This is a genomic window from Streptomyces sp. NPDC056144 (assembly GCF_042264145.1).
In the GTDB taxonomy this organism is placed as follows: domain Bacteria; phylum Actinomycetota; class Actinomycetes; order Streptomycetales; family Streptomycetaceae; genus Streptomyces.
Window position 1 is genome coordinate 1,071,575 of the sequence record NZ_JBHJVF010000001.1, and the last position, 11,181, is coordinate 1,082,755.

Consider the following 11,181-nt stretch of genomic DNA (forward strand, 5'->3'; position numbering starts at 1 on the left):
CCTCAAACTTGACTACCTGGGGACCGAGTCGCCGAGAGTACCCCACGAGATCGCGCCACGCGTTCGATTTCCGCGTGAGCCACGCCACTCGGCCCCAGGGGGTCAGGTCGCCGTCTCCCGCTGCCGTTACGCCAGATGGCGGGCGAAGAAGGACCCCACCCGGCGCCGTACCCGTGCGAGCCCCGCGGCGGGGTCTCCGGCGCCTACCAGCGCGGCCCGCGTCGCCGCCGTGACGAGACCGGCCGACTGGAGCTGTGGGACGAGCGCTCCGTAGTCGGTGAACGTCCAGTGATTCGCGTCGGCCAGCCGCGTGCGCGTCCCCGGGACACCCGCCCAGGACGCCTCGACGCGGGCGGCCTCGTCGAACCCGTCCGTACGGAACAGCAGCAGCGGCCTGCCCGAGTCGACCGGCGCCGGGTACAGGTCGAGATACCCCTCCAGATTCGCCACCGCCCCGACCCGGTGGTCGCCACGGGCCGCGTACACCACGGCCGTTCCGCCCGCGGAATGCCCGTAGAGACCGATCCGGCGCGGGTCCATCACCCGGGCGAGCGGCAGCTCGCCGAGGCGGTCGAGGACCGTGCGGAGATCCGCTATCCGCGTGTCCACCATCGTGCGGAAGGTCGCCGGGTCCGGCGGCCCGAACAGCACGGTCGTCCGCATCCCGGTCGGCAGCTCCACCTGGGAGGCGTCACCGGGGTGGTCGACGAGGACGACCACGCGACCGCGGCTCGCGAGGTCCTCGGCGAGACTCGTACCGAGCGTCCGGGAGTCACCGCCGCCGGGCGAGTACACGAGGACCGGCCGCCTGCCGGGCAGCGGCGGCGCGTCCACGTACCCGTGGGTGAGGACCGCACCCCAGTCCACGGCGCCGGGCTCCGGCAGCCCGGGGTGGATGAACCGCGCGACGTCGGCGAACTCCCCGGCCTCGGCCGGGGTGAGCTGCGGAGCCGGAGCGCGTCCGCGGACCGACCGGGCGGGGTAGAGGACGGTCAGCATCACCTGCCGCGCTCCGCCCACCCACGGATCGGTACGGGCCGGGTCCGTCAGGTGGACCGTCCGCAGGCCGACGGGGTGCGGGCCGGTGGGCGCGGGGAGCCGAAGCGGCGAGCCGGCCGCGACCGTGTCCGTGTCCGTGTCCGTGGGCGTCACGGCGGCGGCTGTGGCCGTGGCCGTGGGCAGCAGGGCGGCGGCAGCCCCGCATAGGGTGCCCTTGAGGAGTGTGCGTCGAGAGGTCATGCGGCCATCCTGTGAAGCAGACCGCGACGACGCGAAGGTTCAGGCGCAGACCGAAAGGCCGCCCCAGGACGAGGAGCTGTGGCAGTGCTGCGCATCCACTTCACCGACGGGGACTTCGCCCGTGTCCGGTTCGCGCCGCGCCCGGCACCGCTCCACGAACTGCACGCCGCCCTGACGACCGCCGTGACCCGGCGCGGCGGCCCCCTCTTCGCGCCCTGGCGCGGCCGTGTCCTGCGCTCCCTCCCCGCCTCGACGGCCCCGCTCGCCGACCTCGTTCCGGCCGGCCGCCCACCCGTCTTCCTCGACGTCCTCGGCGACACGATGGCCGACGGTTTCGACCGGATCCGTGCCGCACGCCCCGGTCTCGTCCGCGCCGAGCTCACGCGGGTGTACGACACTTCGGCCGCCGCGCCCCCGCCCTGGCTCCGGGGCCTGTACGCGGGCGACGAGACGGCCTGGCAGACCGTGCGGGCGGCCCAGCGAAGCGCGTACGACACGGTCCTCGCCCCGGTCTGGCCCGTCGTCCAGGACCTGCACCGCGAGGAGTTCACCCGCTACGCCCTCACGGTCGCCGAGCACGGCCTGGCCGCCGCCCTGACCGCCCTGAGCCCGGGCGCCACCCGCCTCCACCACGGCGTGTGGGAATGGCCCGGCGCGGGACCCGACCGCGACGTCCGTCTCGACGGCCGCGGCCTCATCCTGATGCCGACCTTCCACCATCCGGCCGGCCCGCTCGTCCAGGACTCCCCGAGCCGTCCCGCGGTTCTCACGTACCCGGCCGGCCCCGGCCTCCCGCCCACCGCCGAGGGATTGTCGGACCCCGCCGAGGCCCTGGCCACCGTCATCGGCCGCACACGGCTCGACGCCCTGCGCCTCCTCGCCGACCCGCACACCACGACTTCCCTGGCCCGCGCCCTCCGCGTCAGCAACGCGACGGCCTCCTCCCACGCGGCGGCGCTCAGGTCGGCGGGCATGGCGACGACGACCCGTACGGGCCGGTCGGTCACCCACCGGCGCACGGCCCTCGGCACCCTCGTCGTCGGCGCCCGGCCGTAGCGCGACCGGCACGGGGGTGCGGCCGGCGCGACCGGCACGGGGGTGCGGCCGGCACGGGGGTGACGCGACCGGAACGGGGGTGGGGCTGTCCCCACCCCCGTACCCCCGAACACCCCCAGGTCAGGACGGGTGGTGACGCCATGGCCCCGGACGGTCACGGATCCGTAGGTTCGTGGACAGGCGCCCACCGAACCCACCCGTCCGACAGAATCCGGAGCCCGCCATGTCCCAGGCCACCGTCCTGCCCCCGGCAGCAGCCGCCGCCGAGGCGCCCCCGCGATCCCGGGGCGGCAGCGAGTTCAGCCCGCTCCTGCGGACGGTCCGCGCCCAGGGACTGCTCGAACACCGGCCCGGCTGGTACGCCCGGGGCATCGTCGTCAACCTCCTCGCCATCGCCGCCGTCGTGGCGGGACTGGCCCTGATCGGCCCCTCCTGGTGGGCCCTCCCCCTCGCCGTCCCGCTCGCCCTGTTCTCCGCCCGCGCCGCCTTCGTCGGCCACGACGCCGGGCACGCCCAGATCACCGCCGACCGCAGGGCGAGCAGGATCATCCAGCTCGTCCACGCCAACCTGCTCCTCGGCATGAGCCGCGAGTGGTGGAACGACAAGCACAACCGCCACCACGCGAACCCCAACCACCTCGACAAGGACCCCGACGTCGCCGCCGACATCCTCGTCTTCGCCGAGCACCAGACCGCCGGCCGCAAGGGCCTGCACGCCTTCCTCACCCGGCACCAGGCCTGGCTGTTCTTCCCGCTCACGACCCTCGAAGGCATCGCGCTCAAGGTGTACGGAGTCCGGTCGCTGCTCGCCCAGGACGGCCCCTTCCGCACCCGGCGCGAGCGGCTCGTGGAAGGCGCCCTGCTCCTGGCCCACTTCGCCGGGTACGCGACCCTGCTCCTCACCCTCCTGAACCCGCTCCAGGCCCTTGTCTTCGCCCTCGTCCACCAGATGCTCCTGGGCGTCCACCTCGGCATGGCCTTCGCCCCCAACCACAAGGGCATGGAGCGCCCCGACGAGCACGCCGACGGCGACAGCTGGGGCCACCTGCACCGCCAGGTGCTCACCTCGCGGAACATCCGGAGCGGCGCGCTGACCGACTGGTTCCTCGGCGGCCTCAACTACCAGGTCGAGCACCACCTCTTCCCGAGCATGCCCCGCCCGCACCTGCGCCTGGCGCAGCCCGCCGTGCGCGCGCACTGCGCGGCGCTCGGCATCCCGTACACCGAGACCGGCTTCGTGGAGTCGTACCGCCAGGCCCTCGGCCACCTCCACGAGGTGGGGGAACCCCTGCGCGCCGAGCACGCGGAGCGTGCCGAGTAGGGTCGTGAGTGATCACGCCCATCGGAAAAGGGGAGCTCCACGGCATGAGCGTCGACGCCACCGTCCGGACGACCGCCACTCGGACGGCCACCGTCCACACGGTCAGCAGCAACGGCACCTACAGCTTCACCAAGCCCAACCGGGAGGCCATCACCCTCCTCGCCGGTCTCGGCGTCGAGGGCGACGTCCACGCCGGAGTCACGGTCAAGCACCGCTCGCGCGTCGCCCAGGACCCGACCCAGCCGAACCTGCGGCAGGTCCACCTCATCCACGCCGAACTCTTCGACGAGGTCGCCGGCGCCGGATTCGACGTCCACCCCGGCGACCTGGGCGAGAACGTCACCACCCGGGGCATCGACCTCCTCGGCCTGCCCACCGGCACGCTCCTCCACCTGGGCGCCGAGGCCGTCGTCGAGGTCACCGGGCTCCGCAATCCGTGCGCCCAGATCGACGACTTCTGCCACGGCCTCCTCAAGCAGGTCGTCGGCCGTGACGAGCAGGGCGAGATCGTCCGCAAGGCGGGCATCATGGGCATCGTGCTGACCGGTGGCGAGGTCCGCCCCGGCGACACGATCCGGGCCGAACTGCCGGAAGGGCCGCACCGACCCCTTGAGCGGGTCTGAGCACGGCCCTTCCGATCTCCCCTCCTACTGCCCCAGGGCGCAGGAGTTGGCGAGGTCACCCTCCGCCGGCCGCGTGATCGTGCGGTCGGCGGGCGGCCGCGTACCGTCCTCGACCCAGCGGGTGAGCGCGTCGAACGCGGAGCGGTAGCAGGGCAGGATCGGCCGCAGCTTGTCCGGGTAGGAGTCGTACAGCCCGTCCGTGTGGGTGCCGTCCTGCACCGTGTAGTACCGGTGCAGCCCGCCCCGGCCCCGCGCGTCGATCATCCCGTCGTACACGTCGGAGTCGGTCGAGATCGGCAGCAGGGTGTCCAGGTCGCCGTGGAGCGTGATCAGCGGCTTCCCGATCCGGCCGGTCAGCGCGACCTTCGCGACCGCGCGGTGCACGGACGCCGGACGTGAGGCGTAGTCGTACACGGCGTCCGAGGCGCAGGCGGCGAAGATCTCCTCGACCGTGCGGCCCGCCGTCGTCCCCGGGCAGGCCGGGTCGTACGCCGGGTCGAACTCGGCCCGGAAGAGCTTCTGTGTCAGCCCCCAGTACGCCTTCTCGTGGTACGCCCACAGGAAGCGCGAACCCGGCGCGAACCCGGCCGTGATCAGGTCGTCGTCCGTGGCGAGACCGCGTGAGCGCGCCACCGTCACCGGGAGGCTGGTCAGCAGGTTGGGACCCTCGGTGGTCCAGAGGACGCCCTCCCAGTCGACCCCGCCGTCGTACAGCTCGGGGCGGTTCTCCAGCTGCCAGCGCGTCAGGTAGCCGCCGTTGGAGATGCCGGTCATGTACGTGCGCTCGGGGGCGCTGCCGTACCGCTGCCGTACGGCCTTCTTCGCGGCGCGCGTCAGCTCGGTCACCCGGCGGTTCCACTCGGCGACCGCGTCGCCCGGCTCGTCGCCGTCGGTGAAGAAGTCGGCGCCGGTGTTGCCCTTGTCGGTGGCGGCGTACGCGTACCCCTGGGCGAGGACCTGGTCGGAGATGAGCGTGTCCGTGGAGTACTGGCGGCGCGAGCCGGGAGCCCCGGTGACGACGAGTCCGCCGTTCCAGTTGTCGGGCAGCCGGATGACGAACTGGGCGTCGTGGGCCCAGCCGTGGGTGGCGTTGAAGGTCGACGTGTCGGGGAAATACCCGTCGATCTGGACGCCCGGCACGCCCGAGGGGTTGCGGGTCGCCTTCGACGACAGACCGGCCTGGTCGGCCATGTCGGTGTACGGGGTGCCGGCGAGGCCCTTGGTGGTGAGGTCCGCCAGGCAGGCGGACTCCTGGTGCTCGGCGCCGGGAACGTGCAGCCGGTCCTGGCGCGCGCAGTGCGCCGAGACCTGGCCGGCGGCCGGGAACGGGACGGCGTCCGACGCGGCTCCGGCGGTGCTCGCGGGAGCGAGGACGGTGACCCCGGTGAGGAACGCGGTGATCAGGGGAACGCCTGGGAACAGGCGCATGTGGGCCTCCGTAGGGACGACGGATGGGGGTGCGGCGCCACATACTGCGACGCACCACCACCGCCGGACCATGGTGTCGAGCCACACCACAGGTCGTTGTCCCCTGTGGGAGACATCCGGGTACCGGCTCGGTACTTCGGGTCAGACCGGGCGTACGGCCATGGCGTCGAGCGCTTCGAGCAGCGCGGGCAGCCGAGCGCCCGGGGCCACGGGCAGGACCTCGCGCGGCACGTCGTCGAGGAGGACGAAGGCCATGTCGCCGGCCTTGGCCACGAGCGACCAGCCGGGCCCGTCGGCGCGCAGGACCCCCGCCCCGCCCTCCCCGCCGGCCTCGGCCCGCACACGGCCGACCGGCGGCGGCTCCTCCAGATAGGCGTGGAGCTCGTCGAGGACCTTGCGGACGCCGTCGTACGGGTCGGAGCCCGGGCCCGCGGACGACCGGGGTGCCGACGGGGGAGCCGATCCCGGAGCCGGTTCCGTGGCCGGCTGCCCCGTCCTCTCCGGAGCCGGCTCCGAAGGCTCGACGATCCGCCCGTCCTCGCCCACCTGGGCGCGCCACGCGGCCCACTGCGACCCCACCTCGTCGGCGCCGAGCCGGCGGAGGGCGGGTCCCCAGACGTCCCCGGACGGCGGGGCCAGCGGTGCGGGATCGCCCTCCTCCGGCTCCGGGTCGTGGGGGTCGGGGACACCGGGCGCGGAGGTCGCCACGGGCAGCGGCCAGCCCGGGAGCCCGGCCACCACCGTCCGCTCGTCGGGGGAGAGGTCGTAGGCCATCCCGCAGTCCCAGGAGGCGATGGCCACGGCGACGAGCGAGACGTCGTCGGTGACGACGGTCCACCGCGCGCCGAGCCCGTCCTGTCCGAAGAGGAGCCCGTACCCCTCCGGGGCGGGCAGCAGCCCCAGCGCGGCACACGCCTCCGGGTAGTCGTCGCCGAGCACGCTCGGAAAACGCGCGGGCGTCAGCAGCGCCGCGGTGAGCACGAACAACGCGTCGGCGGCGTCCTCGCCGCCGACGGCCTCGGCGATCGGTTCCGTCCCAGCCACGGCGGCCTCCCCATCTGTAGTCGGCGCACCTTAACCAGTGAGTAACCTCCTCGTCGAGGGGCCCGGGCGCTACTCCTCGCGGAGGCCGAGAAGCGACCGGGCCACCGTGCCGGGCGCCTCGCCGCGTTCGCGGGCGAGGGCGGTGACGGCCCGGCAGGCCAGTTCGTTGATGCCGAAGGTGAGCTGGCCGGGGGAGACCCGGGTGACGGCCTCGTCGATGCGGTCCTGGTCGTCCTCGATGCAGGCGGTGACGTACGTCGCCGCCGCCTCGAAGAGGTTGTGCCCCTGCCGGGGGCGGGGGCGTGCGTCGGGGTCGGCCGCCCTGCGGGCGGAGGGGAGGAGTCTGCGCAGTCGTTCCCTTATCTGTGCCACGGTCCGCCGCCTTTCCCGGGCACGACTGCCCGGCACTTCCACCGTAGACAGCGAAGTGCCGGGACAGAAGGGGGCGTTGGGGTCTCGTCGAGGCTTACGCGCGGGCGAAGACCGCCGTCAGGGTGTGGCCCTCCTCCTCGAAGGTGACGGCCGTCTCGCCCTGGGTGCGCTCCTCGTCGCCGCCGTACGGCTTCCCGTCGAGCAGCCAGTCCACGAACACGTACCCCGGGTCGGGCGTCGCCGTCGCGATGACGGTGTCGCCGTCCGAGTAGGGACCGTCCTGCGAGAGCGCGACGTTGCCGCTGCCGCCCTCGCACTCCAGCTTCAGGAGGTGGCGCTTCTGCTCGAAGACCGCGGTGAGCTCCATGTCGTCGGTGCCCACGTCGAGGGCGACGGTGTCGTCGTCACCGGCGGACGAACCGTCGAGCTGCCAGCCCGCGAAGTCCCAGCCCGCGGCAGGTGTCGCCTGGTAGAGGAGGTCGGCGCCCTCCAGCTCGGCCCGTTTGGCGGGGGCTTTCGTCACCGTGCCGCTGCCTTTCGTCTTCGTTGTCACGGCCGACGTGGGGGTCGTGCCCTTCTTGAAGAGGGCCACGAGGGTGTGATCGCCGGCCGGTACGCGGTAGTTCGCGGCTCCTCCGCTCACGGCCTTGCCGTCGAGCTTCCAGCCGCTGAACACGTACCCCTTGGCCGCGGTCGCCGAGTGGACGGTGCTCGTGCCCGGCAGATACGGGCCCGTGACGGCGGCCTGGACGGTGCCGGAGCCGGCGGGCGAGACCGAGGACGTGACCGCGCACAGCGCGTCGGAGGTCTTCGCCGCCCGGTAGGCGGCGACGGCCTTGCCGGTCTTGCTGAGGACGTCGGAGGTGTCGGACTGGTCGGGCTTGCCGAGCGGGATGCCGATCGTCTCGCCCCGGTACTTCTGCTTGGGGTTGGTGAAACGGTTGATCCGGGTGCAGGCGCCCTTGGTCGCCTTGCGGCAGCTGGACTCGTACGCCATGAGGGACGACCAGTCACCCTTGGCGGGGAAGTAACCGGTGGCGCCGTTCTCGGGCTGGACGGGCTGGGTGACGCGGTCGTGGTCGGCGCTCATGTTGTGGCCGATCTCGTGGCCCATGGAGTAGTTGGAGATGGCGGCCCGGCCGACGACGTTGTAGCCCCAGGCCGCCGTGGAGGGGCCGGGGTTGGGCGGGGTGTAGCCGAGGCCGCCCGCCGCGACACCGGAGGCGATGACGGAGACCACGTCGGCGCCGTACTGGTCGCGCAGCGTGGGGACGTTGTCGGCGACGCCGTCGGTGGGGCGGGCGATCGCGCTGAGCAGGTTGTTCGTCACGCCGTCGAGCGAGGCCGGTACGGTCACGAGCGTCGTGCCGACGAGACGCAGCCGCACCTTGGTGCCGCTGGCGGCGAAGGCGTCGTTGGCGAGGGAGATGCCCTGCGCGGCGAGGGCCTTGATCTGGGTGTCTCCGCCGGCCTCGGTGCGGGCGCCCGGCGTGTACCCGACCAGGGCGTCGATGAGCGCGTACCCGGCGCCGCCCTTGCACGCGGCCGCGGCCTTCGCCGCCGCCGCGACGAAGGCGGCGTCGGCCGCTGTCCGATGACCGGTCCGGGGGCCGGGGCTGTGGCCGGTCGAGGGGCCGGGCCGGTGGTCGGCCTGCCGGGCCGCCTCCGCCGCGAGCGCTGCCCCGGGGGGCGCGCCGACGACTCCCTCGTCCTCGTCCGTCAGGGGGGTGTGCTGAGCGATCGTCACGCGGCCCGGGCCGAGAGGCTCGATGGCGTAGAGGTCGCCGCCCAGCATGAACTGGGCGCTCAGGACCTCGTTGCCCGGCGTCTTGTCGCAGCCGCCGTCCAGGGTCAGGATCACGTGCTGGTCGCTGGTCCCGGCGACCACCCCGTGCCAGACGAGGGTGGTGCCGACCGTGCTCCGGGCCTGTTCGACGGCCTGGATCGTCAGGTCGCCGAAGAGGGGAAACGTCACTTCACGCCCGTACTCGCTACCGCAGACGGGGCCGAGTGCCGCCGGCAGGATCCGGGCCACGCGCGCGCGTACGTACCGCGCGCCGAAATCCTCGGCCTCGTCCCCCGTGGGGGCGCGACCGGCACGCGCGCGCGTGGTGACCCGTTCGCCGGTGTCCGGGCTCAGTGCTCCCGCGGTCACGGCCGCGCCGACCTCGCCGCCGTCCCGTGCCGGGGCGAAGCCCGTCACGGTCGTGACCCCCAGCACCACCGCGCCGAGGGCCACACCGCCCGTCCATCTGTAGCGGGCCATCTCTCTCCTCCTGTTTCCCGGGGGCACTGGTTGCTCGTGCACCTGGTTCACCTGGTTCACCTGCAGAAACTGGAGGGAAGGTTCCTTGTGAGGATGATGTGATCACCCGATCATCGGGAGAATCACCCTCGGCGATGGGGTGTCTGCGACGTGTTCCGCCGCTTGGCGGTGTGCGCGTTCGCCGCTCTCAGCCCTCAGCTCTCGCGGACGGCCAGGGCCAGATAGCGCGCGTCCTCGTCCACGTACCGCACGAGCCGCCAGCCGCTCCCGGCGAGCACCGGCCGCAGGTTCGGTTCGGCGCGCAGGTCTTCCGGGGTGATCTGGCGGCCGTGGCGGGCGGCGAGGGCGGCGCGGCCGATCGGGTGGAACAGTGCGAGCATGCCGCCGGGCCGGACGACCCGGGCCAGTTCGCGCAGGTCGGCCACGGGGTCGGCGAGATGGGAGACGAGCCCCGCCCCGAAGACGGCGTCCAGTGCGGCGTCGCCCACCGGCAGCGCGCCGACGTCGGCGAGGAGGAGCGTCCCGCCGTCGGGGCCCTGGCGTCCCGCCCGCACGGCCGCCGTCAGCATCTCCGGGGTGAGGTCGGCGCCGAGGACGGTGCCGGACGGGCCCACGGCGGCGCGCAGCGGCGGGAGCGCGCGGCCGGTGCCGCAGCCCGCGTCGAGCACCGCGTCGCCGGGGCGCAGTCCGATTTCGCTCACGGCGGCGGCGTACGCGGGACCGTCGTCGGGGAACCGGCTGTCCCAGTCGGCGGCCCGGGAGCCGAAGAACTCTCGTACGTGTGTGGGGTCATCGCTCATGCGCTCATGATTCCGCACCCGATGGTGTGAACGTTGTGTGTCCACGTTCGAACTCGGTGTGATCGTTCAGGATCATCTCTCTGTCATATTCCATCAGCTTTCGAAATGCGCCCCGGGTGCGCCCCCCGATGCGCACTAGCGTCCCTGAGCCATGGGACACCTGGACCACGCCACCTTCGGCTGGCTGACACCCGCGCTGTCGTACGCGATGGCCTGCATCGGCGCCGCCCTCGGCCTGCGCTGCACCGTACGGGCGCTCGACGCCACCGGCCGGTCGCGGCGGAACTGGCTGCTCACCGCCGCCTCCGCGATCGGGACCGGCATCTGGACGATGCACTTCGTCGCGATGCTCGGCTTCGGCGTCACCGGAACCGACATCCGCTTCGACGTGCCGCTCACGATCCTCAGCCTCGTCATCGCCATGGCCGTCGTCGGCGTCGGCGTCTTCGCCGTCGGCTACGGCCGTGACCGGGTCCGTTCGCTCCTGATCGGCGGACTGACCACGGGCATCGGCGTGGCGAGCATGCACTACATGGGGATGGCGGCCCTCCGCCTGCACGGCGAGGTGCGGTACGACCCCCTGCTCGTCGCGCTCTCGGTCCTGATCGCGGTCGTCGCCGCCACGGCGGCCCTGTGGGCCGCCCTCAACATCCACGCGCCCGCCGCCGTCGCCTTCGCCTCGCTCGTCATGGGCGCGGCGGTCAGCAGCATGCACTACACCGGCATGTTCGCCGTCGGCGTCGACGTGGTCCCCTCCGCCGCCCCGCTCCCGGGCGCCACGGTCATGCAGTTCATCTTCCCGCTCGCCGTCGGCCTCGGCTCCTACCTCTTCATCACCTCCGCCTTCGTCGCCCTCTCCCCGACCGCCGGCGAACGGGCCGCGTACGCCTCCGCCGAACGCCTCACCGAGCCCGACGAACGCGCCGTGGACGTCGCGCCGCCCGGCTTCCGCACCGCCGAGACCGCCCGCCACTCCTGACAGCCGCCGCTCCCGACCGCCCGCCACTCCCGACGCCCATCCCGCACCACACG

General features: G+C 73.3%; 10 protein-coding genes. 4 read left to right on the forward strand and 6 right to left on the reverse strand.

Annotation, left to right across the window (positions count from 1 at the left end; all coding sequences use genetic code 11):
* Nucleotides 1-126 precede the first annotated feature (126 nt).
* Entirely contained in the window at nt 127-1,239 is a 1,113-nt protein-coding gene (locus tag ACFC0Z_RS04485; RefSeq protein WP_376432618.1) for an alpha/beta hydrolase family protein, read from the reverse strand.
* A gap of 84 nt (nt 1,240-1,323) precedes the next feature.
* Between ACFC0Z_RS04485 and ACFC0Z_RS04490 the strand changes: the two genes are divergently transcribed.
* From ACFC0Z_RS04490 to ACFC0Z_RS04500, 3 genes are all read left to right on the forward strand, one after another.
* The gene (locus tag ACFC0Z_RS04490) at nt 1,324-2,295 is read left to right on the forward strand and encodes an ArsR/SmtB family transcription factor (RefSeq protein ID WP_376433455.1); all 972 of its coding nucleotides are present in this window, start codon (nt 1,324-1,326) and stop codon (nt 2,293-2,295) included.
* Between the two features lie 223 nt (nt 2,296-2,518).
* Nucleotides 2,519-3,616, forward strand: coding sequence for a fatty acid desaturase family protein (locus tag ACFC0Z_RS04495; protein ID WP_376432620.1), 1,098 nt, complete (start codon nt 2,519-2,521; stop codon nt 3,614-3,616).
* Nucleotides 3,617-3,660: 44 nt separating this feature from the next.
* Complete coding sequence (locus ACFC0Z_RS04500) at nt 3,661-4,239, forward strand: MOSC domain-containing protein (RefSeq protein WP_376432622.1); 579 nt, start codon at nt 3,661-3,663, stop codon at nt 4,237-4,239.
* A 24-nt stretch (nt 4,240-4,263) separates the two neighbouring features.
* Here ACFC0Z_RS04500 and ACFC0Z_RS04505 read toward each other — a convergent pair whose 3' ends face one another.
* The 5 genes from ACFC0Z_RS04505 to ACFC0Z_RS04525 form a co-directional block, all read right to left on the reverse strand.
* The gene (locus tag ACFC0Z_RS04505) at nt 4,264-5,667 is read right to left on the reverse strand and encodes a tannase/feruloyl esterase family alpha/beta hydrolase (protein ID WP_376432624.1); all 1,404 of its coding nucleotides are present in this window, start codon (nt 5,665-5,667) and stop codon (nt 4,264-4,266) included.
* A gap of 141 nt (nt 5,668-5,808) precedes the next feature.
* Complete coding sequence (locus ACFC0Z_RS04510) at nt 5,809-6,711, reverse strand: hypothetical protein (RefSeq protein WP_376432626.1); 903 nt, start codon at nt 6,709-6,711, stop codon at nt 5,809-5,811.
* 69 nt (nt 6,712-6,780) lie between these two features.
* Nucleotides 6,781-7,083, reverse strand: a complete 303-nt coding sequence (locus ACFC0Z_RS04515) for a hypothetical protein (RefSeq protein WP_376432628.1) — start codon at nt 7,081-7,083, stop codon at nt 6,781-6,783.
* 94 nt (nt 7,084-7,177) lie between these two features.
* Nucleotides 7,178-9,349 carry a M12 family metallo-peptidase gene (locus ACFC0Z_RS04520; RefSeq protein WP_376432630.1) on the reverse strand — a complete coding sequence of 724 codons (2,172 nt, stop codon included), beginning with the start codon at nt 9,347-9,349 and terminating at the stop codon, nt 7,178-7,180.
* A gap of 194 nt (nt 9,350-9,543) precedes the next feature.
* Nucleotides 9,544-10,149 (reverse strand): class I SAM-dependent methyltransferase, encoded by a 606-nt coding sequence (locus ACFC0Z_RS04525; protein WP_376432631.1) that lies wholly within the window; start codon nt 10,147-10,149, stop codon nt 9,544-9,546.
* 151 nt (nt 10,150-10,300) lie between these two features.
* Between ACFC0Z_RS04525 and ACFC0Z_RS04530 the strand changes: the two genes are divergently transcribed.
* Nucleotides 10,301-11,128 carry an MHYT domain-containing protein gene (locus tag ACFC0Z_RS04530; RefSeq protein ID WP_376432633.1) on the forward strand — a complete coding sequence of 276 codons (828 nt, stop codon included), beginning with the start codon at nt 10,301-10,303 and terminating at the stop codon, nt 11,126-11,128.
* Nucleotides 11,129-11,181 lie beyond the last annotated feature (53 nt).

Excerpts from the sequence above, each read along its gene's own strand:
- ACFC0Z_RS04485 (WP_376432618.1), bottom strand. The coding sequence starts at position 1,239 with ATGACCTCTCGACGCACACTCCTCAAGGGCACCCTATGCGGGGCTGCC.
- ACFC0Z_RS04520 (WP_376432630.1), bottom strand. The coding sequence starts at position 9,349 with ATGGCCCGCTACAGATGGACGGGCGGTGTGGCCCTCGGCGCGGTGGTG.
- ACFC0Z_RS04495 (WP_376432620.1), top strand. The coding sequence starts at position 2,519 with ATGTCCCAGGCCACCGTCCTGCCCCCGGCAGCAGCCGCCGCCGAGGCG.
- ACFC0Z_RS04505 (WP_376432624.1), bottom strand. The coding sequence starts at position 5,667 with ATGCGCCTGTTCCCAGGCGTTCCCCTGATCACCGCGTTCCTCACCGGG.
- ACFC0Z_RS04525 (WP_376432631.1), bottom strand. The coding sequence starts at position 10,149 with ATGAGCGATGACCCCACACACGTACGAGAGTTCTTCGGCTCCCGGGCC.
- ACFC0Z_RS04530 (WP_376432633.1), top strand. The coding sequence starts at position 10,301 with ATGGGACACCTGGACCACGCCACCTTCGGCTGGCTGACACCCGCGCTG.
- ACFC0Z_RS04500 (WP_376432622.1), top strand. The coding sequence starts at position 3,661 with ATGAGCGTCGACGCCACCGTCCGGACGACCGCCACTCGGACGGCCACC.